Here is a 24,709-nt window from a genome sequence, read left to right as displayed (position 1 = left end):
CGCTTACCCGCCTTCGGCTCCGGCCGCTCATCATCTCCACGTTATGCACTATGAATTGGCAGCGAGAACTTAATAGTTTGCTCGGCTTACGAAGTGAAGGGCAAGACTGGGGAATAGAGAACTCAGACCCAAGCCGAGTTATTGAACTCATAGAATTTTTTGAGCAGCATGTCTCCAGCCATCCTTGGGAGCCAGAAGCTTTGGCCGAGCTTATAATCCAGTCGGCGCAGGAGGGGTTGGAGAGTGGATCGCTTACTGAAGAAGAAAAAGTTAAATTTAAATCCTTTTTCGCTGAGCACAGACATTTTTTTCCTGTCACATCGAGCTATTGGCTGGGGCTTAATGAGTTTGAATGGCAGATTGTTCGACTTCTGCGTGAGGTTCGAACAGGTGCATGACTATTTGTTCAACAAGACGTCAACCCGCTTCGCGGCTTGCCACCTGTTAACGCGGGCGTTATAAGCTAGCGCATAGTGATGTCGGAAGAAACGATCAACATTTTGGTGATGGTTATTGGTCTACCCTTGTTTGGTGTTGGCCTTTACCTATGGGTAATGGCTACACGACACATGTTTGGATTACTAAATGGTTTCAAACCAAACATGGGTTGGGGCCGCTATTTTCCGTTCTGTGTTTTGTTCCCGAGTTTCTTCACCGAAGATGGAAATAGGCATAGGGAATCGTTGCTAAAGTATGTGGGATTATTTATAGCCTATTGCATCACCCCATTTCTGGTTATTGGCCTATGGCACTTATTCTCAAAGTAACATCGCCTATAACCGTCGGGCTTGGGTATTTCCACGCGTCTTACCGGTTGAGGCCGATAACGCCCCGTTTCCAGTTGTTCGCGAATGGCCGGCCAATGCTGTTTCAGGTACTGCGGTAATTCATCGACGGTCATACTGTCGATACCCGGCGCGCCTTTGTTCCGGCGGACTTGCTTCAGCGCGCGTTGCAGGTTGGCGCGGTCCAGCACCGCCTGCAAGTTCGCCTTGGGTTGGATGGAGTCCAACTTGCTTTGCGCTCCAATCAGGCTTTCATCCTGCGGTATAGCCACAGCCCGCTCACGCAGGGAGTCTGATGCGATAACTTGATTCATTGCAAAGCGTTGTCCTCTTTCATCGTTCAGGCCTTCGGCAGCGGCCAGCCGCCTACTATGCCATTTGCTGATAATGCCATGGATGGCATGTATGCAGACAATGCAAGAGCAATTGTCTGTCTTCTCCAAACGGTTCAACAACCGTTGCCGGTCGTCCAGCTTCATTCCAAAAGCAGTTTGGAGACCTCCCGGGGTAAGACACGTTTCTTTCGCTGCGCGAACGCCGGATTTACAAAACACATCCCGATCGTAGATGGACGACTGCAGGGATGCAGGAGGTAGGGCGACGCAGGATGCCAAAGCCGAGGGCTTCGCGGTCACGTGCCCGCTCGCCCCGGATGTATCACGCCTCATATCCGGTTCTTGTTCATCGCCCCGCAGCTTTGGGTTCGGCTTCTTCCAGACCCTGCCTCGCGACAACGCCCTTGCCGTTTCCCTAGCCTTCGGCTCTACGAAAACCTGGCTGCCGGACTTTCACCTACATAGTAACGCGCCATGCCCGGCACACACCTAGAGCTAACCGGCGCTGCGCAGCTGTATCGCGCGGCGTCCAGCGACCGAAGGGAGCGAGGTTGAGCGCCATGTTATGCCTTATTCGTCAACCACGAGGACTTCTGGAACAAAGCGTTTCAGCGCATCAAGCTCCGATTCCGATACGGCTGGAACATTCAGGACCAACGATTGCAGTCCTGGTATTTGAGCGATTCGTTCGAGCACAGGGAAAGACAGTAAAGAGGCATTTAGTGCCACCTGTTGAACACCAACAAGCCCACAAAGGATTGCTGCGTCGGTATCTGCGACAGCAACGTCTATCAGCGTTACAGCGAAAATTTCGGCATCCCAGCAGTATCCCCCGCCAAGGCCTTCGACCCTAGCGAGAAGGCGTTCATTGTTTTCGGCGGCAGCGGCAGAGATAGTTTCAGTCATGGTGCATAACGACCCAAGCTCAGCGACCCGGCGCACAAGACGCAACACTTGCAACCGCGACGCTCCCGCCGGGTTCGCTGCAGCGCATGGTTAGGCGGCAGCGGTTTCATAACGAAAATTTGAGCGCCATGCTTGCTTAAAATCCGAAACTGTCACAGCGCCCTCAGCACGCACGGCGCGACTGAGCGCCATACAAAACACACGCCCGCCTACGGCATTGAGCGTGGCATGGAGTGGTTCGGCGTCTCCGGCGAGCGTAGCTGTCAATCGGATGAGCGGCGCCTCATCCACGGACATCTGGAGAAGCGGCAAGCCATCCATGTTATTCGCCCGTCCTGCCTTCTTTCGGTAGAAATTCAGTGCGCGCCCATCGCTCTCCCGTTGAACGAGATTGTAAGCACTGAACTGCGCGTCAACCACGGAACGGAGTTGCAGCGGCAACGCGCCAACCAAGTGCTGAAGCAACTGAAACTCGACCTCGGTGAGGGTGGTGCCGCCTCCGAGCAACCGCTCGAAAAGGTTTCCAAAGGTTCGTTTCATGGTGTGCGTGGAGCCGCCTAACGTAGAGCTAACCGGGCGCGGCCCGGAAAGCTGAAAAATAAAACCGCATTATAACCGCGCTCCGGTTGATCGCCATGTTATGCCTCATGTGCCTCGCGCCTCAAATCGATCCACGAGTTCATACAACAGTCGAAGCTCTTCTTCTCGACTTGGCTCTCCCTCTAGGATGTCGATATGGTGACGAACCAAGTAGTACTCGTTCTCGCCCCGGATGGAGCCACGTGCTGTTATCTTCTCGAGCCGCGCGGCATCCTTGGTCAAGAACTCGGGGTAATGCGTTGTAATCGCTGCCGCGAGAGCTTCGGCCGCGAGTTTCCTAGTCTCGGACCGCATGGATTGCAGGAGCATCGGCGTTTCACGCAGACCCTGCTCCATTCCAGCGACAAAAGCAGAGCGAGGAGCACCGTTCGGTGTGACATATTGGTTCCGAAGCCCCGCCCAGTTCCCTGTTAACTGCTTGGCCAATGGATCGTCGAGCGCCGCAATGGCGTTGTGGAACTGATCGAATACAGCGACCAGTCTTGTCAGCTTATCGACTCGCGTCATGATGTATCCAGTAGGCATAACGTAATATATACGACATTTGATGTCTTATAATTCGGTTCGTATGTCGCATAACTTAAATGATAAATTTTAAGCAATTGATTTGAAGCCAGTCCCGGATTTCAACGCCCCAACTGGTGTTGATAAAAACGACATTCTGACCGAAGCCCAAAAACGGCAATATCTTCCATGATAACCAGACGCTAGGCAATAAAATCAGGAACATTGTTGGGCTATCTTCTCTGGGTCTGCAATACGAAACTGAGCAGCCAATCAAAATCACACATAATCCGACCGCTTAGGGTCGAGACAAGACGATCGTGCCCTACCTAACCACGCCGATGACTTCCCGATAACCGAATTCCAAGCAGTTGATTCGACTCCATGACATCGATCAGCGGGTTGTTTCCAACCCTAATTTGCGAATAGCCCAACAACTTCGCGCCGGTTAGCATAAACCCCGCCCAATATTCGACGGTTTTCGCGATCCGCCCCGCCGTGGACGGCAAAATCGGGGACGTTGTCGGCCAATAGGGCCTGGAGCGCGGCAAAGGCCGGGCCGTGGGTGGAAAAGTTGGCGCGGTCGGACGAAAATCCAGTGCGGTGAACCGAACAGTTGGCGCGGTCGGTCGAAAATCCGGTGCGGTGGACCGAACCGTGGGCGCGGTCGGGCGAGAGTCCCGTACGGTAAACCGAAATGTGGGCGCGGTGGGACGAAAATCCCGCGCGGTGGACCGAAGCGTGGGCGCGGTCGGATGAAAATCCCGTACGGTGGACCGAAATGTTGGCGCGGTCGGACGAGAATCCCGTGCGGTGGACCGAAATGTTGGTAGGGTCGGCCGCGCACAATTCAATACCGTGCGGGACGCGGCCTAGCGCGGCTGCAGCGGTTCCACGGCAGAGTTTTCCGCTGCTAGGCAGAGTTCGTTTGCTGAGCGTTGGGCTGCGGATATTGGAGGCCGTAGCCGTGGTGCCGGCTCGCGGCTGATCGTGGTAAACACCGCGCGGACGCCTGTCGTCCGGTTCTCGCGGCGCGAAACCAGCCACCATTTCCCGCGCGGCGAATTGCGCGTTGATCGTCGCCGCGCGGAAAATTCCCCCTATCAATTTGCAAGGGTTTCCTGTAAAAATTTGGGCAAACGCGTTCATCGGCACCCGACTTGAGCATGGAAAAATCCAGCCGCCCATTACTAAACCGTCTTCGTTCATGCTGATCTCCCGATTGCGGACCACCGGCCGCGCCGGCAAGCCGGCCGCGCGGCGCTGGATGGCTGCGCTGGCCTTACTGGCCCTCGGCCGGGTCGACGCCCTACCGCTCCCCGGCAGCCTACCCGACCGTGTCACCCTCCGGCTCGGCAATACCTTAACCGACCAAGGCAACCCGTCGGCGCTTAGCAACCCCGCTTCGGGCAACGCCGTTCAACCCGACGGGTTGTTTACCCCCGGCCAAGTCGCGTTTGCAGCGCTGTCGCTGATCGCGGCGTTCTTAATTTGGCATCGCTTGCTGCGCAAACAGGCGCGGACCCGGATCTCGGCGCTCGAAGACCGGGTGTCGGCGCGCACCGCCGAACTGATTCGCAGCGAGGCGCAATTGCGCGCCACGCTGGACAATACCCCGAATATCGCGGTGCAGTGGTACGACGCCGCCGGCCGGGTCACTTACTGGAATCCCGCGTCCGAGAAGCTGTACGGTTGGCGTTCCGAGGAGGCGCTCGGCAAAACCCTGGATCAATTGATCCTCACGCCGGAAGCCACCGCCGATTTTCGTCGCCGGCTGTTGCTGGCCCATCTACAGCGTTGCCCGCAAGGTCCTTACGAAGTGCGGTTGCACACCCGCGACGGCCAAATGCGCTGGATGCTTTCCACGTTGTTTACGATACCGTTGGAGGACAATCGGCTGGGCTACGTGTGCATGGACACCGACATCACCGAGCGTAAGCTCGCCGAGGAATCGCTACGCGCCAGCGAGGAAAAATTGCGCGGCCTGTACGAACTAGCGCCGCTAGGCATCGCCTTGACCGACATGGACGGCCGCTACATCGAGTTCAACGAGGCGTTTCGCGTCATCTGCGGCTATCCGGCCGACGAATTGACGGATATCGATTACTGGACGCTGACGCCCAAGGAGTACCGGCACGAGGAATCCTTGCAACTGGAGTCGCTAAAACATTCCGGCCGCTACGGACCTTACGAAAAACACTACCGGCGCAAGGACGGTAGTTTGGTGCCGATCAATCTGAACGGCCGGCTGGTGCACGGCCCGGACGGCCGGGAATATATTTGGTCCATCGTCGAGGACATTTCCAAGCGCAAGCAAGGCGAGGCCAAATTGCAATTGGCCGCCAGCGTGTTCAGCCATGCCCGCGAAGGCATCATGATTACCAACGCCGCCGGCGTCATCGTCGAAGTCAACGATACCTTCAGCCATATCACCGGCTACAGCAACGCCGAAGCCCTGGGTAAAAAACCCAGTTTTTTACATAGCGGCCGGCAGGGGCAAGCCTTCTACGCGATGATGTGGGCCGAGCTGATCTCCAAGGGCTATTGGTCGGGCGAGATCTGGAACCGGCGCAAGGACGGCCGGGAGTTTGCCGAAATGCTGACGATCAGCGCGGTTCACGACGGCGACGGCCGGATTCAGAATTACGTGGCGCTGTTTACCGACATCACCGCGATCAAGGAGCACCAACAACAACTCGAGCATATCGCCCATTACGACGTGCTGACCGGGCTGCCCAATCGGGTGTTATTGACCGACCGGCTTCAGCAAGCGATGCTGCAATGCGAACGGCATGCGACCTCGCTGGCGGTGCTGTATATCGACCTGGACGGTTTCAAGGCGGTCAACGACCGCTACGGTCACGACCTGGGCGATCAACTGCTGATCGCGGTCGCCAACCGCTTAAAGGATACGTTACGGGAGGGCGACTCGTTATCGCGTATCGGCGGCGATGAATTCATCGCGGTGCTGGTCGACTTAAACCAGGCCGGCGATTTCGAAGCGGTGGTCGAGCGTCTGCTGCGGGCCACCTCCAATCCGGTGACGATCGACCAAATCCCGCTACAAGTATCCGCCAGCGTCGGCATCACACTGTATCCGGACGATCAAGCCGATACCGACCAACTCTTGCGCCACGCCGATCAGGCCATGTACATCGCCAAGCAAGCCGGCAAGAACCGCTATCACGTGTTCGACGTCGGCCGGGATGCGGCGGTCAAGGTGCGCTTCGAAAATATCGAGCGGATTCGTCTGGCCTTGGATCAAGGCGAATTTTGCCTGCACTACCAACCGAAGGTGAATTTGCGCGGCGGCGAGGTGGTCGGCGCCGAAGCGCTGATCCGCTGGCGGCACCCCGAGCAAGGCTTGTTGGCGCCCGCCCTGTTTTTGCCGCACATCGACAACCATCCGCTGTGCGTGGCGCTGGGCGAATGGGTCGTGACCACCGCGCTGTCGCAAATCAGGGCCTGGGCGGCGGTCGGCGTGCATTTGACGGTCAGCGTGAATATCGACGCCTTCCACTTGCAACAAGCGGACTTTCCGGCGCGGCTGGCGGCGCTGTTGTCGGCATTTCCGGATGTTTCGCCGACCGCGCTGGAACTGGAAATTCTGGAAACCAGCGCCTTGCAGGATATGGCGGCGGTCATCGACACGATGCACGCCTGCCGCCGGCTCGGCGTACAATTTGCGTTGGACGATTTCGGTACCGGCTTCTCGTCGTTGACCTATTTACGCCGATTTCCGGCCGAAATTCTGAAAATCGACCAAAGCTTCGTCCGCGACATGCTCGAGGACCCGGACGACCTCACCATCGTCAAGGGCGTGATCGGTCTGGCCACCGCGTTTAAGCGTCTGGTGATTGCCGAGGGCGTGGAAACCCTGGCTCACGCCGAAGTGCTGCTGGAAAACGGTTGCGAACTGGCGCAAGGTTACGGCATCGCCCGGCCGATGCCAGCCGACCGGTTTTACGAATGGCTGACCACCCGCTCATTGGACGCGGTTTGGACCGCCTGGCTGAACTCGGCCAAACAATCGATCGCTCCCGCGGCCGAGGCGCCGCAATCAACGACCCGCGCCACCGACATCCGCACCGATTCCTGACCCTTCGAACGCCGCCGTTAGAGAGGCGGCGTTTGGGTGATAACCGGCCGATTTGTTCCCCGAACGGGGCCGAAAGGAACCTAGAATGGCTGCAGGCCGAATCTACCACCCGGCTTACAGTCCGACGATCCCGAAACGAACTATCCCCGAAGCCCGCGTAACGCCCAGCCAGCGTCGCAGCGACGCGAGCCGGCATGACCATCATCCATCTTGGGCCGAATCTATCTTAATACGTCCAGGCAGCCGCCCCGTCCGACCGCTGAGTCCGACAAGCGGTTTGGCCGGGTTCGGCCCGGTAAACCGCGTCGATCACCGCCGCCGCGTTAACCGGCGGCGGCGTGACGTAAGCGTTGCCGCCATCCGCCGGAAAGCCTCCACCGGGACCACAAACCGGCTCTACTTGAACCTCTCCGCGCCGGGCGTAGACCAAGCCGCTCAGCAAGCCGGCCAGCGCCAGCAATAGCAGGCGGGGCGGCCATCGGCTTTTCAGCCGGCGGCGCCAGGGATATTTGCGGTATCGGGTATTCATTCGATTCCTCCGTTGGGTTTCGAATCCGGCACCGAAAAACGCCGCCGCCCTATCCCGCTCAATCGCGGATAAGCCGGTTCGGCGCTTTCCGGCCGGTTGTTTCGATTAAAAGTCGAACGTTTCCACTTCTGAAATCATGAATACCGGCGCGCCTCCGCTGGAGATCGCTACCGCGTGCGCGGCGGTTTCCTGACCGCCGGGCGAGCTCAAGCAGGCTTGCAAATCCGCCAGACTGGGGAAATAAACTTCGGCGATCCGGTGGAAGGCCGCCGGACTTTGGTCGGCGTTGGACAAGATCAGCGAGGCCACGAAACGGGTTTTCCCAGCCAATTTTTCGACGGCCATCGGCACGTGCTCGTCGGCATACAGCCGCTCGAAGGTTTCCAGATCGGTCGGAACGGGGTACATCACGATTAATTTTGCTGCTTTCATAGGTAACTCCAATGTTTTGATGAATGGGAGCACATATGAAACGCCTTTTTATCCCAGTAGTAAAATACCGACTACCTATGAAACAATAGGTATTACCTATTCATTATCCGGAGAGCGAACATGGAAATGCAACAAATCCGCTATTTCCTGGCGGTTTGCGACAAGGGCTCGTTTACTCGCGCCGCCCAGTCCAGCTACGTCGCCCAACCGTCGTTGACGCAAGCCATCAAAAAATTGGAAGACGAGTTGGGCGGCGAACTGTTCAGCCGGGACCGTAGCGGTTGCCGACCGACCTCGTTGGGCCGCTTGGTGGAACCGACCTTGCGTCAGATTTTCCGCGAGGCCCAAGCCGTCAAAGCCGAGGCTATTCGTTTCAGCCGCTTGAATACCGTGCCTCTGCGGCTCGGCGTGATGACGACCATCGCCGCCCGGCATTTGAGTCCTTTCTTTGCCGATTTCCAGCGAGAACACCCGCATTTGGAACTGGAATTGGTCGTGGACGGCGAGGCCCAGTTACTGCGGCAACTGGACGAACAAACCTTGGACCTGGTGATCAGCGCCCCCACCCTGCCGCCGCCCGCGCCTTTGCAGACCTTGAGCTTGTACCAGGAGCGTTACGTCGTCGTGTTTAACGACCAGCACCGTTTCAATCAATTGCCGGCCATCGATCTAGCGGCAATACAAGCCGAACCCTATCTGGACCGGCTGAATTGCGAGTTGCGCGAAACCTTGCGCGGCGTGTGCCTGGGCCGGCAAATCGATCTCTACGCCGCTTATCGCAGCAACAGCGAAGACTGGATTCTGGCGATGGCTAGCGCCGGCATCGGCGTTGCGCTGCTGCCGGAATTCAACGTACCCAAGCAAGCGGAGCGCTTGAAATGGCGCTATTTGTCCGACCCGGACATTCGTCGGACCGTCTCGGCGATTTATCCGGCGCCGAACGCCGCCAATCCGGAACTCAAGCCGCTGTTGGCGAAACTGCAAGTGGCGTTTTAGGCCGAACCCAAACCGCGCCGAAAACGCCGCGTCACTATTCAGCGCGAAGTAAAAACGCCCTCTCCCAACAGAGCGGGGGATGAACACCTCAATGTCGGCTATGCCGTTCGCTGAGCGGCGTCGAAGCGAAATCGCCGGCTTCGGCTCCGCTCAGCCACCGCCTTACGTCGGCTCCGCCCGGCCACCGCCTTATTTCGACTCCGCTCAGCCAACGCCTTATTTCTGTTCCGCTCAACCAGCGGCTTACATTGACTGTAACCGTTTAACTTAAAAAGAGCAGTTTGGCGATGAAAAATCCCGTTCGTCCTGAGTTTGTCGAAGGGCGCGCGGGATTTTTCATTCATCCATTTGGCGAGTGTATTGCGAGCCGTCATCATGCTTCGACAGGGCTCTCCTGAACGCAGCCGAAGGACTCAGCACGAACGGCCCGCAATACATACCAACTGCCCTTTTTAGGTTTAACTTAACGCCACAGGTAACCCCTCCCCCAAACGCCCTCTGAATAGTTACAACGCCGCCGGCGGAGCGACCGCCGAAAACTGCGTTAATTCGGCGTTAAGCGGCGCGCTGATAGGCTTTAACCTGCACTCCGGATGCACGCGAACCTCCCGCATCCCAGGCAGCCGTTCGGGCGCTCAAGCTAACGGCAATCCCTCTTTAAACAGCGGCTGACCTTGCAGCCGAGGAGTTCTCATGTCACGTTGGATGTGGTTGATCCTGATTCTAAGCCTGTCCGCCGGCTCCGGCCGCGCCGCCGATAGTCCCGCCCCGACTTCGGCCGTTAGCGCGGACATGATGCGCTGCGCGGCCTTCAGTCCCTACGTCGGCCAATTGAACCCGGACTGGGGCGCCCATCCCAGCCCGGAATTGATAGACAATTTGCTGGACCGCCTGATCGCGCAAACCCCGTTTCGCTGCATCATGACCTACGGCGTCACCAACGGCTTGGAGCACACCTTCGCCGCCGCCCGCGCTCGCGGACTCAAGGTGATTGCCATTATCTGGCTGGACCGGGATATTGCGATGAACTCTCAGTCGATTTCGGAGGGCATCGCCGCCGCCCGAACCTATTCGGACACCATCATCAAGTTGGCTTGCGGCTCGGAAGTGCGCACCCGCCACGCCAAGGCCCTGGACGGCGAGATCCTGCGTTGCCTGGACGCCTTCCGCGAGGCCGGCGTCCGTCAGCCGCTGACGACGATCGATACCTGGTGGGAATGGTGCGACCGCGCGGCCGAGTGTCAGCCCACCGAGTTCGCGGCCAAGGTGGATTGGATAGGCGCGAATATCTTTCCGTGGTGGGAGAACAAGTTTTCCGGTCTGTATCCTTGCACCAGCGCCGAACAAGCCGCCGACTTTCATATCGCCCGCCTGAACCAATTGCGTAAGACCTATCCCGACAAACCGGTGGTCGTCACCGAATTCGGCTGGCCCAGCGGCCCGGAAAACGGCACCGAAGTCAACGCCCATACCGGTCAGCACTGCGGCGTGGCCAGTCCCGCCAATCAGGCCCTGGTGGTGACGTCGACCTTGGCGAAACTGGCCGAAAAAGGCTGGTCCGGCGTGGTCTTCGAGGCCTTCGCCGAAAACTGGAAGCCGGGCAACGAAGGTTTGTTCGGCCGCTATTGGGGCATCTGCGCCGGACAAGCGCCTTACGCTTGCCACGGCATACCTCGACGCTAACCACCGCAGCCACGGTCGGCTGGGGTGGTGTTGGGGTTGTCCGGGATTTGGGCTAGGGTCGGCGGAAGGTCGCGAAACGCATCGCTTGCAAGTCGATGCGCCACTGCGCGATCCGCAATGCTTGCGGCGCCGACCAACCCGGCTTGGCCGGCCAGCGCAAATCCAGCGGCAGACAATTGTCGAGAGGATCGTAAACCGCCCCCGGTCCCAACAAACCGTCGAAAGACTCCGCCCCGCCGTCCGGGACACGCGCCAAAGCAACCATGCCCAACGGAATCCGCGCCGGCAAACGCAAGCCGGCGTCCGACCAACGCAACTCAAAATGCTCGGCTGGCCCGGCGGCCGGCTGCGAAGTCCATTCCGATTGCAACAACTCGCCGCTCTCGTCGCGCCAAAACATTCGCCAATGCGGCGTCGGCGCGGCGGCGGACCAAAACAGATACACGTCATCGCCCGCCCGGCACAAGCCGCCGCCGCTGCTATCGTCGGCTCGCGAAAACTCGCCGCCGTGCCGCGACTCGATACGTTCGACCCGAACCCCGCCCGGCGCCGCCCAATGTTCGGCCCACACTTCGCCTATTTCCGGCAGTAAAAACCGACGCTCGTCGACAATGCGATGCGGCCTGGGCCGCACCGGCGCTCGCAATCGCCCGGCCTCGGCGACCGCCGCGCGTGCTTCGAAATACCAGGGTTGCAACAGATGAGCGGCGGCGACCGGCACCGCGATCGGCAGTAATCCGGTGGCGGCGATGCCCAAGGCTTCGCCGCCGATCAGTGCCGGCGAAACCCATCGTCCCAGCCAGACATGCAAGCCAAAATACACGACCGGGCAAACGAACAACAAACACAGGTAAAACACCGCCAAGGCTTCCGGGCCTCCGACCGCTTGCGCCGGCAGCCAGGCGATTGCGGCGGTCGCCGCCAAGATAGGCAGAGTCGCCAGCCGGACCCAGCGCCAGGCCGCGACTTTGCCGCGCCGGGCAAATGCCTTCCGTTCGCCAAGCCACACCCCGGCGCATACCGCCACGCCCAAGCCCAGCAACGGTGCCCAAATGCCGATAGGAATCGCCCCGAGCATCTGCATAAGTATCCCCGTCAGTGTCGAATCAAGCCGCTAAGCACTGTTTGCGGAAAACCCATAGCGCTGGCGAACTTGAGGTCTTATCGTGCTACTCGCGATCCGCCATGTCGATGGCATTCGCCACGGCTATTCCGCTGCCGCCTCGGAAACCGGTTTGGAAACATCGATTTCGACGCTCGGCTCCAAATCGGACTTCGATTCGGAATCGCCGCACGCGGCCGACAACGATTCCTCCGGCCGGATGTCGGCGATAGAGATTCGTTGTCTGTTATAACCCAACGCCGTCAATTGCTCGACCAACCATAGCTTGCGGCGCTGAGCTAATAATTCCGTATAAGCGCCGGGTCCCGGATCGGTGGTCGAAAATTTCAGTTGAATGTCTCGCTCCGCCGGCGGCACTACCGGTTTTTTAGACACCGGAGCGCTCTTATCCTGCTCGGATTCTGCTGCATCGCCGGAGCCCAGCATCGCCGACTTCAGCATCGTGGCGTCGCTGAACGCGACCGCGCCCGGTTCGTACGTCAAACAATGGATGTCGACGTCGGCGGCAACGCTGGGCGCCGGGTCACCGACGTAATCGGAAGGTATCAGGCCGTATGCGCCGATAACCGCGTCCGCGTAACGGAGACCTTGTATCGTCGGCGTCACCGCACCGTTGTAGGTCCGAGCCACTTGGGCAATCAACGCTTCCAGGGTTTTCGCCGCACCGGCCTGTTTGACCAATATTTCGAGGTATTGCGATGCCAGTCTGGCGTTCTGGCAGGGATTGTCCAATAAGGCCAGCAAATCCCGGTCCGATAGCGCGTCCCCCAACTCGTTCCGCAGGACCTGCCTGGCGATTTCCGGACGTAGTTGCGCCAATCCGTAGGAGAAATTCGGCAGTCGCCCCGTCAATCGCAAGATGATGTCGGCCAAACCGAATTCGATGCGCCGCTCGAATGCGGAACGGTTGTATTTTTCCGCCGCCAAGATCGCGATCGTCAAATTATGAATATCGATGCCGCCGATGTCGGCCACCGCAACCGTGTAATCCGGACGCAAGCAGGCCAGCTCCGGATGCGACGAGGCGATACTCAGGTGAAGCGCGATATTCTGTCTGTTTTTCTGTTCCGACAGCGAAATGGCCGTTCCTTCGCCCTCGTCGTACAACTGAACTTGAGCATAGCCGGATCGCAACAGAATTGCGTAACCCAAGCGCTCCGGCATGGTCAAATGATCGCGAACCACTTGATCCGGTGTTTGGCCGGTATAGGGTTTTTCGTTGTTGAAGGGCTCGAAAAAAGCCGCGGCGGCGAATAAGCCGCCCAAACCGGCGAACAGCAGCAATTCGCGCCCGGTTTTTTTAAGTAGCGCGGCCCAAGATAGCGGCGAAATAAGTAGCGATCCCACTGGTGACAATCCCCATGAAAGATGTACGAACGGTTTCCAGCCAAGCGAGATTTCCCGCCACATCGTGGGTCGCCGGTTGCGGCAATTGCTCGCGCAATAATAGCTTGGCCAGATCGACCCCCAAACCGGCAAAGTATGAGAAGGACACGAAGTACAAAAAATACACGCAGGCGAATTGAAATTGCAGATGATGCAGAACCGGCTGCTGCAACACGTCCCAAAACACGATGAACGGCCAAGCCAATAACAGCGCCGCGAAAAATCCGGCGGTACGCGCGGTCAATGCCGCTTGTTGAGCCAAATAACGGTAGATGTTTCGGTAATTGATCCGGCTACCCTTGGTGACTTGCATCCATTTGAACGGCAAATAGAACAGCAGAAAGCCCACTAAACAAGGAATGGCTAGCTTTATCGTCAACGACTCCCAACGAAAAGCGCCGTTCTCGCTGTACATAAACGAAGAGAACGAAAAATACAGTTTGTAAGGCGTCAGATAGCTGGCCGCCTTGGTCAGAAAGACGGTGGCGAAAACGCCGCCGACAAAGCCGGGCAAATTGACGCTGGTTCTCGAGACAGGCATGGCCAAACCTCACTTGAATGGCGGACCGAGGGACGCCGGTCGTTTCGCGCGATGGGTAGCGAGTTTCCGATGCCGGCGACCGCCGGCATCGACACCGTTGCGTTGGCGATGATCGTCCAATCATAGGCGATATGCAACAGTACATTTGTACTGGTACGGATGGGTTCGGCCGGAGTCCGTGCCCCTCCGAGGATTAACGCATTTGAACATCCGGCGCGTTCCCGCTGCATCGACAGCTGATTTACGCATGGAACTGAAAAAACGGAAGCTACCGGTCGCAGCCTGAGCGGATGCCTGACTTTCCGGTGGCGCGAAAGTCGCCAGCCACGTTACTCGCCGCCAAACCGTGAATTCACGGCAAACCCGGTCGCCCGCCGTGTCTGGCCGGCGCGCTCCCTATGCGTGATATGCCGCATTTTTCCAAATAATACGGCATATCACGCACTTTAGTTCCAAGGGTTTGCCGAGAAATGATTCGACCGACGCCTGTTACCCCCGCACGTCTTGGGTGACACTCGAATCGTTGCGCCGATTCTCGGCTAAACGCCCTCCAGCGCGGTGAAAGCCGGCCCCAGCGAGCTATCACGCCCCGTCGCCAACCGGCACCGGGCGATTCGCTCCGCTCGCCAAGCGTTTCGACTCTGACCGGCTGCCGACACGACAATGCAGTCTTCCCAGCCAACGCCAACCCGTGGCGTGTTTCTTGCTGCCTAAGGCGCTCGACCATCCTAAAATCCAGCCAAGCCGTCCATGTCCGACGCATCTTCCGGTTTTTTAAAAACTCTGTTCTTGAGGCACGCCGACGAAATCGGCGCCTTCGTGCGCGGCCGCTGGCCTAAGGAACCGGACGTCGGCGACATCGTGCAGGAAACCTTTTTGCGACTGTCGCAATATCCGGCGCCGGAGACCATCCGCAATCCGAAAGCCTTTCTGCTGCAAACCGCCGCCAATCTGACCGTCGATCGGCATCGCCGCCGCGAGATACGCGAACGCTTGGCCGATGCCGACGCCGAGCCGGAGCTGATTCCCGATCGCGGCTTGTCGCCGGAACATTACTGGCAAGCCCACCAGCAGCTCGAGCGCTTCTCGGCCTGGCTGGACGAGTTGCCGGAATTGCAACGCCACGCCTTTGTGTTGTATCGGATCGAAGGTTGTTCGCACCGAGAAATCGCCGACCGGCTGGGAATTTCGGTGCGAGGCTCGGAACGTTACGTGATGCTGGCGATGCAGCACATCAGCGCCCGGCTGGCCGCCGACGCGGCGCGACTCTAATCCCAGCCGACCGTCTCCGCCCGACTTTGGTTAAACTGCTTCCTTCGAACTTCGACTCCGACATCCGCGTGACCCAGTCCTCGGCCTGTACTCAAGCTCAACGCGACCAAGCGATCGCTTGGCTGTTGCGACTGCGCGAAACGCCGACCGACCCGGCGCTGCGCCAGGCCTTTACGGCTTGGCTGGCCGCCGATCCGGCCCATCCGGACGCTTATCGCGAAGCCGAGGCGCAGTGGGCTTGGATGGAACCCTTTACCCGGCAGTCCTTTGCGGCTCGCGACGCCGCGTTGCGCTACCGCGCGGCCCGGAACGACGTTCGCCGCCGCCGGCCGGCCGTTTGGGCCATGGCCGCGAGCGTATTGCTGGGCGCGGGCTGGGCCGTGTTTTCGCCGCAAGGCTGGTATGGTTGGTCCAGCACCTACAGCGCCGGCAAGGGCCAGCGGCTGACGGTGACCTTGTCCGACGACTCCCATTTGGAATTGAATACCGATACCGAAGTTCGAGTACGCTACAACCGCAACCGGCGCCACGTCGATCTGGTACGCGGCGAGGCATTCTTCGAAGTACGCCACGACACGACTCGGCCGTTTAGCGTGACCGCCGGCAATCTAACGGTGCGCGACATCGGCACCGCGTTCGACGTTTACCAACAGTCCGGTCGGGTCAGCGTGGCGGTGCAAGAAGGCAAGGTCGAAATGGCCGGCGGCCAACAACGGCGCGAGTTGAGCGCCGGCGAACAACTGGCCTACGACAGCGACGACCGCTTCGTGGCCGCCGGCCAAACCGACATCACCGCCGCTACCGCCTGGCGCCGGGGCCAATTGCTGTTTCGCGGCCGGCCGCTCGGCGAAGTGATGGCCGAAATCGGCCGCTACCACGACGTGGTCATCCGGCTGCGCGATCCCAAACTGGCCGGCCTAAGGGTGAACGGCAATTTCCGCACCGAGCAACTCGACAACTTGTTAAATGCCGTCGCCACGCTGCTGCCGGTGAAAATCAAGCGTCTCGGCGAGCGGGAAATCGTCGTCGAGGCGTCTGACAAGCTGTAACGACCGGATCGGTTGGCGACAAAGCGCCCGCATCGGTATTCAAATGGCGTTCGCCGCCCGGCCATCCCAAACGCGCGACTTGCCGTAACGCGCGACCGCTGTTGCGGGATATGCCGCACTTGCTCTCCGCCGCGAACGTCGCCGGTTCGAAAAATCGCCCTCGTCAAACTCCGCCAAACCGTTGGATTTGTTAAACAACAGCAACTCAATCCGCGACAGCGATCCAATTGGGGTACGAACCTTGCTTGAAACGGGACTTTAACCCAAAGTCGACCGCCGACCCAGCCCTTCCGGACCGCCGCGTGCCAAAATCCAAACGATCGCTGTTCGACAGATTATTTCAACGCCACAGTCAAGAGTTGCGGGTGTTTGCCGGGCAGCGCGGCGGGCAGGACAGCGCCGAGGACTTGGTGCAGGAGGCTTATTTGCGGCTGCTGCAATGTCCCGACCCGCAATCGATCGATAACGCCAGGGCTTTTCTGTACCGGACTATAGCCAACCTAAGTATCGATCAACACCGCCGTCAGTCGGTCCGCGAGCGTTTTCACCACGATGCCGGCGCCGATGACGCGCTATTGGCGCAAATCGCCGACGCGGAGCCGCTACCCGAAGACCGCCTGACCAGCCGCGAAGCGTTGCAAACCCTGAACGACATTTTGCTGGAGCTCCCGGAAAACACCCGCCACGCCTTCGTGCTGTATCGCCTGGAAGGACTATCGCATCGGGAAATCGGCCGGCGCCTCGGCATCTCGGAACGTAACTCGGTCCGGCTGGTGGGCATCGCCGCTCATCACGTACTGACGCGCTTTACCGACTGGAGCGAACAATGACCTTTCCCGCCTCCCCCGAGCCCTTCGCCGGGCGCCAAGACTCCGGTCGCGGTCAATGTGCGGCGACTAGCTTGCGCGGTACCTCCAGTAGCTTAGTCCGGCGCGACGAACCGCGAGTCGATTGTCGCGACACCATTGGCAAACCGAATCGCGACATATTGAACGTCCGCTGCGTACAGCCTGCAAATCAAGGCGGCAACGGGTTTTGCCCGCCCTCGCGTCGATACCGCGCCGGACCGAGAGAAATTGGCGTCGAAGCCGCTCTCGCGAGCGGATTTGGCGTTTTTCAAGGCGCGAGCATGGTCGCGATGGCTCAACCCAAGGGTTTACAATGCCCTTCCTACCCGACTCGCCAACCGTCTTGAAGCGCATGCCCGAATCTCCGCCCACCTTGCAGCAACAAGCGATCGACTGGCTGCTGCGTCTGGAATCGGCCGACTGCACGCCGGCCGAGCGCGCGGCTTTCGAAGCGTGGCTGGCGCGAGACGAAGGTCACGAGCGGATCTACCGGCAAATAGCGCGGCGCTGGCGACAACTTGACCGCTTTAAGGGCCAGGACTTTCCGGTCCGCGCCGCCGCGCTGACCTACCGGCGCCCGCGCCGCCGGCTCGCCGAATCGGCGTTGGCGGCCTGTCTGATGTTGGGTCTGGGCGTGGCGACCTTCTCCGAACGAGGCTGGTACGGGCGCAACGCGGTTTACGCGACCGAGCGCGGCGCCAGCCGGACGGTTCAATTGGCGGACGGCTCCCGGCTGGAATTGAGTCCGGACAGCGAATTGACGGTACACCTCGACCGCTGGCATCGCTCGCTGGTGCTGATCAAGGGCGAGGCTTACTTCGACGTCGCGCACGACCGGGACCGCCCGTTCCAAATCGAAGTCGGTGGCGCTAGCGTCGTCGATTTAGGCACCTGCTTCGACGTGCGTCTGCATAACGACGAAGTGACGGTCGCGGTCGTCGAAGGCGCGGTTCGAGTCGATCACATCGAAAGTCGGGAAATCCACGCCAACCAAGCGTTGAGTTTCGACCGTAAGGGCCGGTTTCGCGAATTGCCCGCCAACCAAATCGCGATGCAGACCGCTTGGCGCGAAGGCCGGTTGATCTTCGAAAACCGCCGGCTTGACGAGGTTTTGGCCGAGCTGGAGCGTTACCACGACATCCGCCTGACCCTGGCCGACCCGGCCTTGGCCAAACTCAAGGTCAGCGGCACGTTTCATACCGACAATCTCGACAACACCTTGAACATCATCGCGATGACGCTGCCCATCGACATTCGCCGACCCAATCCGCGGCAAGCCGTGCTCGACAAGCGCGGCAACGATTGATTCGGGCTTTAGTAACTATTCAGCGCGAAGTAAAAACGCCCTACCGGGCTTCGGTCAATCACCGCCAGCGGGATGCCGCCCAGCCTTACCGGCACCCTGCGTCAGCGCATATACGAGCAGATAGGATCGGCAAATTTGCCCACCGTTAAAATCCGCGTGGGCACAAAAACCGTACCCACCCAGGCTAATCGGTCCTTTGAATCCGGCAAAAGTGTGCGCAAGAAAATGCGGCTGTCCAAGGCCGGTCACCGACATATTCGTTTAGTCTGGTTACGGCCGTGCACCGGTTATCAGCTCGACCAGCAAGGAATCAACAAGCAATAACGCTTTTTACCAATTCAATATTGTTCGCTCTTCCCAATTCGATCCAGTAAAAACACATTCTTTCGCGCAGCTCATCCCTTTTGAAAAAGAGTTGATAGGCCCGTCGTACTTGTGCGGCCTCAAGCATACCTGCTTCATTAGCTTCTTCCATTGAGCTTATTGCCAATAGAGCAAGCGCACTTTTACACTCGAAATCAATATCTTTCGATTCAAGTATGTCAAGCATCTCGTCGATTCTCGCTGGATCGGCAAGCTCAATCTCCCAATCCTGCTCCCTTCCGGTAGCGGGGAGGCTCAATAATTGATTGATGACGCTTTCCGCATCCGCCTTTGGGCCATAAAACTCGCGCGACATAGGTCAAAGCTCCAGATAGGCTGTCTTTACACCGTTACCACTTGGAACCAAGCGAATAGTCGATGCGGGAGCGAACGACCCATCGTAAGCGATCTTTGAAGGACGCACTAGAACTGAAACGGACAATGACTTAACCGTTGGCGTGCGATTAGTCCGTTAGGGCGTCGAGATTCCAAGGCAACAGCGCTTCGAACTCTTCGACAGTTTTTGCGGTGGGAAGCTTTCGGAACAGATCGACCAGATAGGTGTAAGGGTCGACGCTATTGGCCTTGCAGGTTTCGATCAACGAGTAAAGATTAGCGCTGGCACGGGCGCCGGCCACCGTATCGCAAAACAACCAATTGCGGCGGCCCACCACGAAGGGGCGTATGGCGTTTTCGCAGAGGTTGTTGTCGATGGGCCAAGCGCCGTTGTCGACGAAGCGGATCAGTTTGGACCACTGCGATGACAAGTAATGCAAAGCCTTGCCCAGCAAACTACCGGGGATTACCGCATGCAGATGTTGTAGCAGCAGGGCTTCGATTTTGACCAAAACCGGTCGGCTTTGCTCCTGGCGCCGCTGCCCACGCTGTTCGACGCTCAGGTCTTCCGTCTGAGTTTCAATCGCGTACAGTTCACCCATCGCCGCGATAAACTGCGTCGCCAGTTGCTCCGGGCCGCGCGCGGCTTTAGGAATGGCGGCTTCGGCCTCGACAAAATAACGCCGCGCATGCGCCCAACAGCCGAGGTGAATCGCACCCCGGCTGGCTGCAATGGCGTTATACACCTCATAGCCGTCGCTCATCAGTACCGCGCCGGGTTTGATGCCTTCATACAACGGCTGCGCATGCGTTCCGCCGCGCCCCGGCGTGTAGCTGAACAGCCGAATCGGCGGTCCGGAGCCGGTCATTTGTGCCCACAGATAGCTTTTGCTTTGCGCGGCTCGGCCGGATTCTTTGAGCACTTGAACCACGGTTTCGTCGCCCAGGATCAGATCGGCATCGAGCAGATGGTCGCGCAGCAAGTTGATGATGGGTTGCACTGCGTCGCCAACCCGCACCATGCTAGCCGCCAGCGTGTTGCGCGACAGATCGCCGCCGAAACGGCTCAACAGCGCGGCTTGCCGATACAGCGGCAGGCTATCCTGGTATTTGGCGGTGACGACCCAGGCTAATGCCGTTTCGGTGAGTAAGCCTTTGGGGATGATGCGAACCGGTGCCGGCGTCACGCGAATGCTTTCATCGCAGCACGGGCAGGCATATTTGACGCGGTGATGTTGAATGACTCGCACCTGTTGCGGCACGATGTCGAGCTGCTCGCTGATTTCAGCGCCGATTTCCACCAGACGAGTACCGTCATGCGCACAGATGCGTTCGGCTTCCGCTAATTCATGGCGCACGATCTCACGCGGCAGATGCGGATCGAGCGGTTTGCGACCGCGTTTCTTACGGCGGTGACCGGCCACCTCGACCGCTTCGGGCGTGGCTTCCTCGGCGATTGGAGCACCGTTCGGCGCCAACACTTCGGCTTCGTTCAGGAACAGGTCGCGCTGGGCCGGATTGGCCCGCGCCTCGGATTTTGCGGCATACAGCCTATGCAGAAAGGCATCCACACGTTCTTTCAATAAATCCCGCTCGACCGTCACCAACCGCAGTTGACTCGCCAGCCGTTGCTGCTCGGCCAGCAAGGCTTGGTAGTCTTCGGTGGACAGCGTGATGGTGGGCGTCATGCCGTTATTTTACCGGCTTTACATCCGCGTTTCAGCCCACTTGGGTATAGGTTCGTGCCGGATGCGGCCGCATCGCGGCCAAGTCAATACCGGCTAACAACCAGTGGAGTTGCTCGACCGTCAACATCACAACTGCTGCCTCTTTCGGCCAGTGAAAACGGTCGGCTTCCAGCCGCTTGAGCATCAACCAAAAACCGGTGCGGTCCCACAACAGCAGTTTGATCCGATCCCGCCGGCGGTTGCTGAACACGTAGATGGCCGGCTCGAACGGATTCAAGCCTAATGCCTGCTCAACCAGCAGCGCTAAACCATTGATGGCCTTGCGGCCGTCGACCGGCTCGCGGTGCAGGTAGACCTTCAATCCTGCGTCGAAACGAAACATGGCAGCTCGGCCAACGCCTTCAAAATCACCGGCAGGTCGCTCAGTGCGACAGGCTGTAACGCGAGTTTAACGCCGTTGGGCAACTCCGCACTGAGCGCTGACTCAGCCGGTTTCTCTGCGCTCAGCGACTGAACGGGCACAAAAGCCGGCAACGTTAATGGACTGTTCGGATTCGGATGTCCTGTTTCTCGGTAATGCCCCATCCACTTGCGCAGCAGATTGGCATTGATACCGTATTGCAGAGCGATCTTGGCAACCGATGTGCCCGAATGCAAGCAAACTTTCACTAGCTCCCGCTTGGCTTCCGGATCATAAAGGCAACGGCCGTCTCGCCCGTGCCCCACGATTAATGGCCGCGATAATCGCGTGTTATGCTCCTTCATAGGTGTCCACCTGATTATAAGTGGACACTATCTTCGTTCCTTTCGAGCTGTTTATACAGATGCTGTTAAAGGACCGCTTACGACCCATCTGGCATAATCACGCGGGCGGGAAACCCATTCGGGACTGGCACTGAGATGGCTCCATTCTTCAAATTACCCAGATTATCCTGAATCAAGCGCGCCGCCACTTGGTGGTCTACCTTTTAGAAGTACTCACTCTCTCCAATTCATGAAATAAGCTCTTAGCAAAAAGTTAGCGTGTATTGTGAGCCAAACCCTCGGCCAATTTCGTCAATAGCCTGCTCAAGCTCATCCGGCATAAATGTTTTGAATGGCAGCCATTCATATTTCATTTTATGCCACAGCAATTCAATCCGATTCAACTCAGGGCTATAGGGCGGCAGGAAATAAAATCGAATACCTTTCTCTTCCAGCAAATCCCAATACGGCTTCAGTTTTTTGGCCGTATGAATGGACGCATTATCTAAAATCACCACCAATGGCTTGCTGACGCGTTGGACCAATGCCATCAGAAAGCCAAAAAACCACAGACCATTGACGCTTTGCCACAGCTTAGTCAGCATTAATCGACCCGATGAAAGCAAAGCGCCAATGACGTTCATCCGCTGCGCGCGTTTAGCGGTAATGGCATGAACTTCTCCGCTTTTGGTCCAAGCCGAACGATTCGGTGGTTGTGGTGCAAATCCGGCCTCATCCACATAGGCCAATTCGATTTCGCCGGCTTGCGCTTGCTGAATCAGTGCGGCAATGTCGTGTTGGGCCCGCTCGAAGCGCTCGGGATCACGCTTTTTTTTAAACTGTAACGGGTGCGCTTCCATACATAGCCCATCCGTTTTAACTCGTTCCGCAAGGTGCTGGCGCTAATCGTCACGTCGCATTCCGTCGTTAGACGACTGACCAATGCCCGGCAGTTTAAAGGTTCCGCATCGATCCATTCTTTGAGCCGGCATCGATGCGCGTCAGTCAATTTACTTGGTGCACCACTGCGGGGTTGATCCGGTAAACTGTTCAGCCCATTTCTCCACCACTTCCGCCGCCGCTCCCGTATAGCTTCCGGTTTCACGCCTTGCTGTTCTGCAATCGCAATGACTGTCTGGCCATTGGCTAACATCAAAATGGTCTGTGCCCGCTCCCGTTCTCGCCAATCGCTCCCTTTTTTGATAATTTGCTGGAGCTGCTCTCGTTCGCTTTCGTTCAATTCTATTGCTCTTGCCCGCATTCTGTCGCTACCACCACACCTGAAATCTCGCTATTTTAATGCATGGTGATTTGTTGTTAAGCGCTTAGATCATAAGCAATCACCTCTTTCATCCAAGGCTTACTACTCTTATTCTTTTCATATATTTCATGAAACGCGTCAGTAGTATCTGTCCATATTGAATAATCAGCTGCATCAAAATCGATATCAAAATCGATAACCCGCCCATCTTGTCTGATAACTTTTCCGCAGTACATGTTGCTTCCATCAGGAAAAATCGAAATCAATATACACTGATTAAAGACACACCCCGCTTGCATTAACTGCCTATAAAACTCACTCTCAAGCAGTATTTTTTGGTGAAACTTTGCATTGACATCGACAATTTCTTTCTTAGTCAACTCAATTCTTCTAGCTTCAGTACTCACGAATTAAAGCCCTCCAGGGAATGCCGTTTGTAAATTGCCATACTTATCGGTTATTACCGTAAAGGTATTTGTTAAACCTCCACCCATCTTGTCTGCCAAGGTTCCAACAGTATTATTTGTCGTTATTGTTCGAGCAAAGTTACCAGTATCCAATGCTTGTGCAGGTGCCTAAACAGTGCTCTTGGAACTTAGCAACGAGCGTAGCTCCGATTCGCGAAGCGTAATCGGAGACATACCAACCATTCCGTTAACGGCCACCCACCTTTTCTTGCATCGCTGTACGAATGTCTTCTTCAGTATGAAGATACTCGCCCGGCTCCTCCATCGTGTCGATCCCGTAGAGATACATCACGCCTGCCCAAATACGCGCCATTTCTTCGTGAGGTGCGAAAGTCAACGTTCCTGATTCAGACTCACGGGTTATTGCATAAGCCCAGCGGTCTGCTGCCTCTCGCGTCATCCGGCCTTCCAACACATCAACGAAGACCGATCTCACTACTTCCAAAGTAATTTCCACTTACCAGCTCTCCGTATAATTTCCGTTACGGTCAAACTTGTAGTGCTGCTTGATGCCGTTATTCAGCTCCGGTCGGACTTGCCGAACGCTACCACTGTGATCAAGCGTTTCGTGCCATCCGCGAGAACCGCCAGTTGCGGGGTCGAACTCATGAACGTAGCGACGACCCGCCATTTCTCCAGCCTTGTCGGCGGGCTGCAATTCACCATAGTAGCGAATCCGGCCATTCTCCAACTCCTTGAGGCCAGCTTGGCCGTATTTTTCCGTGTAACCAAGGTGTCTTGAAAGATCTGCCGCTTGCTTCGCACTCTCGGCTCCACTCTTTACAACTTTACTCGTATCCCGAATTGTATCGGTAATCTTGCCAATTTTTCCTAAGAAACCGCCACCCACTGCCCCCAAAGCAGCGGAAATGCCTACATCTCCCCAGTTGACGGCGCCAATATCACCACCGTTACTGTACATTTGCAAACCAAAATCAAAGGTAGCGCCAGCAAACGCCCCCAACAACGCGAAAGTCCCCGTCGGATCGGTATAGCTGACCGGATTGCCGTTGGCGTAAGTATAGACGTTGGTGCCGCCTTCCAGACCGATCAGGTCGGGTTGCAGGTAGCGGCCGACGCGGGGCGAGAAGTAGCGGGTGCGGTTGTAGTGCAGGCCGGAGTAGGCGTCGTAGTATTCGCCTAGGTAGCGCAGGTTGAAGGCGGTCTTCACGCCGTCGCCGTCCGGGTCATCCAGGGCCGGGGTGTCGCCGTAGGGGGCGATCGGCCAGGCCCAGATCGGCTGGGTCAGGTCGCCGGCCGCCCGACGCAAAAAGCGCGGGGTGTTGGTGAAGTCGGTTTCGATGTAGGCCAGGTTGACCAGACTGCCATCCGGCCGTTGGTCGATGACCGCCAGCGGCGGTGTTCGCCCAGCCTGCTCCGATTGGCGAAGCGTAATCGGAGACATACCAATCATTCGTCCGATTACGCTTCACCAATCGGACCTTCGGCAATGCAC

At 57.9% G+C, this 24,709-nt stretch carries 27 protein-coding genes; 8 read left to right on the top strand and 19 right to left on the bottom strand.

Annotated elements, in window-relative coordinates; translation table 11 throughout:
• The first annotated feature begins 50 nt into the window (after positions 1 to 50).
• Positions 51 to 398 carry a hypothetical protein gene (locus ACQE3D_RS07020; protein WP_168027944.1) on the top strand — a complete coding sequence of 116 codons (348 nt, stop codon included), beginning with the start codon at positions 51 to 53 and terminating at the stop codon, positions 396 to 398.
• Between the two features lie 314 nt (positions 399 to 712).
• On the opposite strand, the gene ACQE3D_RS07015 is transcribed toward ACQE3D_RS07020, so the two are convergent.
• The 5 genes from ACQE3D_RS07015 to ACQE3D_RS06995 form a co-directional block, all read right to left on the bottom strand.
• The gene (locus ACQE3D_RS07015; RefSeq protein ID WP_313728579.1) at positions 713 to 1,264 is read right to left on the bottom strand and encodes a hypothetical protein; all 552 of its coding nucleotides are present in this window, start codon (positions 1,262 to 1,264) and stop codon (positions 713 to 715) included.
• Between the two features lie 426 nt (positions 1,265 to 1,690).
• Positions 1,691 to 2,026 (bottom strand): hypothetical protein, encoded by a 336-nt coding sequence (locus ACQE3D_RS07010; RefSeq protein WP_168027946.1) that lies wholly within the window; start codon positions 2,024 to 2,026, stop codon positions 1,691 to 1,693.
• A 90-nt stretch (positions 2,027 to 2,116) separates the two neighbouring features.
• A complete protein-coding gene (locus tag ACQE3D_RS07005; protein ID WP_168028029.1) occupies positions 2,117 to 2,566 on the bottom strand; it encodes a hypothetical protein in 450 nt (149 codons plus the stop codon).
• Between the two features lie 105 nt (positions 2,567 to 2,671).
• Positions 2,672 to 3,133 carry a hypothetical protein gene (locus ACQE3D_RS07000; RefSeq protein WP_168028030.1) on the bottom strand — a complete coding sequence of 154 codons (462 nt, stop codon included), beginning with the start codon at positions 3,131 to 3,133 and terminating at the stop codon, positions 2,672 to 2,674.
• Between the two features lie 411 nt (positions 3,134 to 3,544).
• Positions 3,545 to 4,339, bottom strand: coding sequence for a hypothetical protein (locus ACQE3D_RS06995; RefSeq protein ID WP_313728581.1), 795 nt, complete (start codon positions 4,337 to 4,339; stop codon positions 3,545 to 3,547).
• Between ACQE3D_RS06995 and ACQE3D_RS06990 the strand changes: the two genes are divergently transcribed.
• On the top strand, positions 4,338 to 7,229 hold the full coding sequence (locus ACQE3D_RS06990; RefSeq protein WP_313728582.1) for a sensor domain-containing protein: 2,892 nt from the start codon (positions 4,338 to 4,340) through the stop codon (positions 7,227 to 7,229). The two genes, ACQE3D_RS06995 and ACQE3D_RS06990, sit on opposite strands and share 2 nt — an antisense overlap.
• A 226-nt stretch (positions 7,230 to 7,455) precedes the next feature.
• Here ACQE3D_RS06990 and ACQE3D_RS06985 read toward each other — a convergent pair whose 3' ends face one another.
• Together ACQE3D_RS06985 and ACQE3D_RS06980 are read right to left on the bottom strand one after the other, a co-directional pair.
• Positions 7,456 to 7,758, bottom strand: coding sequence for a hypothetical protein (locus tag ACQE3D_RS06985; protein WP_071155129.1), 303 nt, complete (start codon positions 7,756 to 7,758; stop codon positions 7,456 to 7,458).
• Positions 7,759 to 7,863: 105 nt separating this feature from the next.
• Positions 7,864 to 8,190 (bottom strand): EthD family reductase, encoded by a 327-nt coding sequence (locus ACQE3D_RS06980; RefSeq protein ID WP_064028162.1) that lies wholly within the window; start codon positions 8,188 to 8,190, stop codon positions 7,864 to 7,866.
• A 120-nt stretch (positions 8,191 to 8,310) separates the two neighbouring features.
• Here ACQE3D_RS06980 and ACQE3D_RS06975 point away from each other — a divergent pair, with 120 nt between their 5' ends.
• Both ACQE3D_RS06975 and ACQE3D_RS06970 read left to right on the top strand, forming a co-directional pair.
• A complete protein-coding gene (locus tag ACQE3D_RS06975; RefSeq protein ID WP_313728583.1) occupies positions 8,311 to 9,186 on the top strand; it encodes a LysR family transcriptional regulator in 876 nt (291 codons plus the stop codon).
• Positions 9,187 to 9,879: 693 nt separating this feature from the next.
• The gene (locus tag ACQE3D_RS06970; protein WP_313728585.1) at positions 9,880 to 10,869 is read left to right on the top strand and encodes an exo-beta-1,3-glucanase; all 990 of its coding nucleotides are present in this window, start codon (positions 9,880 to 9,882) and stop codon (positions 10,867 to 10,869) included.
• 52 nt (positions 10,870 to 10,921) lie between these two features.
• Here the strand turns inward: ACQE3D_RS06970 and ACQE3D_RS06965 are convergent, their stop codons facing one another.
• From ACQE3D_RS06965 to ACQE3D_RS06955, 3 genes are all read right to left on the bottom strand, one after another.
• Positions 10,922 to 11,953 (bottom strand): hypothetical protein, encoded by a 1,032-nt coding sequence (locus ACQE3D_RS06965; protein ID WP_313728586.1) that lies wholly within the window; start codon positions 11,951 to 11,953, stop codon positions 10,922 to 10,924.
• 123 nt (positions 11,954 to 12,076) lie between these two features.
• Entirely contained in the window at positions 12,077 to 13,339 is a 1,263-nt protein-coding gene (locus ACQE3D_RS06960; RefSeq protein ID WP_313728587.1) for a hypothetical protein, read from the bottom strand.
• The gene (locus ACQE3D_RS06955; RefSeq protein ID WP_064028153.1) at positions 13,293 to 13,919 is read right to left on the bottom strand and encodes a hypothetical protein; all 627 of its coding nucleotides are present in this window, start codon (positions 13,917 to 13,919) and stop codon (positions 13,293 to 13,295) included. The genes ACQE3D_RS06960 and ACQE3D_RS06955 overlap by 47 nt, the downstream gene beginning before the upstream one ends.
• Positions 13,920 to 14,669: 750 nt before the next feature.
• On the opposite strand from ACQE3D_RS06955, the gene ACQE3D_RS06950 reads away from it, so the two are divergent.
• From ACQE3D_RS06950 to ACQE3D_RS06935, 4 genes are all read left to right on the top strand, one after another.
• Complete coding sequence (locus ACQE3D_RS06950) at positions 14,670 to 15,191, top strand: RNA polymerase sigma factor (protein ID WP_313728588.1); 522 nt, start codon at positions 14,670 to 14,672, stop codon at positions 15,189 to 15,191.
• Positions 15,192 to 15,259: 68 nt separating this feature from the next.
• On the top strand, positions 15,260 to 16,240 hold the full coding sequence (locus tag ACQE3D_RS06945) for a FecR family protein (protein WP_313728589.1): 981 nt from the start codon (positions 15,260 to 15,262) through the stop codon (positions 16,238 to 16,240).
• A 302-nt stretch (positions 16,241 to 16,542) separates the two neighbouring features.
• On the top strand, positions 16,543 to 17,070 hold the full coding sequence (locus ACQE3D_RS06940; protein WP_313728590.1) for an RNA polymerase sigma factor: 528 nt from the start codon (positions 16,543 to 16,545) through the stop codon (positions 17,068 to 17,070).
• Positions 17,071 to 17,401: 331 nt separating this feature from the next.
• Positions 17,402 to 18,394: a FecR family protein gene (locus tag ACQE3D_RS06935; protein ID WP_427551431.1), complete on the top strand. Its 993-nt coding sequence runs from the start codon at positions 17,402 to 17,404 to the stop codon at positions 18,392 to 18,394.
• Positions 18,395 to 18,704: 310 nt separating this feature from the next.
• Here ACQE3D_RS06935 and ACQE3D_RS06930 read toward each other — a convergent pair whose 3' ends face one another.
• From ACQE3D_RS06930 to ACQE3D_RS06890, 9 genes are all read right to left on the bottom strand, one after another.
• On the bottom strand, positions 18,705 to 19,073 hold the full coding sequence (locus ACQE3D_RS06930) for a hypothetical protein (RefSeq protein WP_064031642.1): 369 nt from the start codon (positions 19,071 to 19,073) through the stop codon (positions 18,705 to 18,707).
• A gap of 148 nt (positions 19,074 to 19,221) precedes the next feature.
• Positions 19,222 to 20,781 (bottom strand): IS66 family transposase, encoded by a 1,560-nt coding sequence (gene tnpC / locus ACQE3D_RS06925; RefSeq protein ID WP_313728405.1) that lies wholly within the window; start codon positions 20,779 to 20,781, stop codon positions 19,222 to 19,224.
• A 31-nt stretch (positions 20,782 to 20,812) separates the two neighbouring features.
• Entirely contained in the window at positions 20,813 to 21,163 is a 351-nt protein-coding gene (tnpB, locus tag ACQE3D_RS06920; RefSeq protein WP_313727828.1) for an IS66 family insertion sequence element accessory protein TnpB, read from the bottom strand.
• Positions 21,139 to 21,546, bottom strand: coding sequence for a transposase (locus ACQE3D_RS06915; protein ID WP_231883784.1), 408 nt, complete (start codon positions 21,544 to 21,546; stop codon positions 21,139 to 21,141). Before ACQE3D_RS06915 ends, tnpB begins: the two co-directional genes overlap by 25 nt.
• Positions 21,547 to 21,788: 242 nt before the next feature.
• Positions 21,789 to 22,385, bottom strand: coding sequence for an IS630 family transposase (locus ACQE3D_RS06910; RefSeq protein WP_313728407.1), 597 nt, complete (start codon positions 22,383 to 22,385; stop codon positions 21,789 to 21,791).
• Positions 22,304 to 22,765, bottom strand: a complete 462-nt coding sequence (locus tag ACQE3D_RS06905; protein ID WP_427550980.1) for a helix-turn-helix domain-containing protein — start codon at positions 22,763 to 22,765, stop codon at positions 22,304 to 22,306. Before ACQE3D_RS06905 ends, ACQE3D_RS06910 begins: the two co-directional genes overlap by 82 nt.
• Positions 22,766 to 22,842: 77 nt before the next feature.
• Positions 22,843 to 23,193: a hypothetical protein gene (locus tag ACQE3D_RS06900; RefSeq protein WP_313728592.1), complete on the bottom strand. Its 351-nt coding sequence runs from the start codon at positions 23,191 to 23,193 to the stop codon at positions 22,843 to 22,845.
• A 247-nt stretch (positions 23,194 to 23,440) separates the two neighbouring features.
• Positions 23,441 to 23,710 carry a hypothetical protein gene (locus tag ACQE3D_RS06895; RefSeq protein WP_071155113.1) on the bottom strand — a complete coding sequence of 90 codons (270 nt, stop codon included), beginning with the start codon at positions 23,708 to 23,710 and terminating at the stop codon, positions 23,441 to 23,443.
• On the bottom strand, positions 23,711 to 24,658 hold the full coding sequence (locus ACQE3D_RS06890) for an RHS repeat-associated core domain-containing protein (RefSeq protein ID WP_313728593.1): 948 nt from the start codon (positions 24,656 to 24,658) through the stop codon (positions 23,711 to 23,713).
• Positions 24,659 to 24,709: the final 51 nt, after the last annotated feature.

Source organism: Methylomonas sp. MS20 (assembly GCF_050275925.1).
Taxonomy (GTDB): domain Bacteria; phylum Pseudomonadota; class Gammaproteobacteria; order Methylococcales; family Methylomonadaceae; genus Methylomonas; species Methylomonas koyamae_A.
This window is presented reverse-complemented; position numbering and strand designations above follow the sequence as displayed.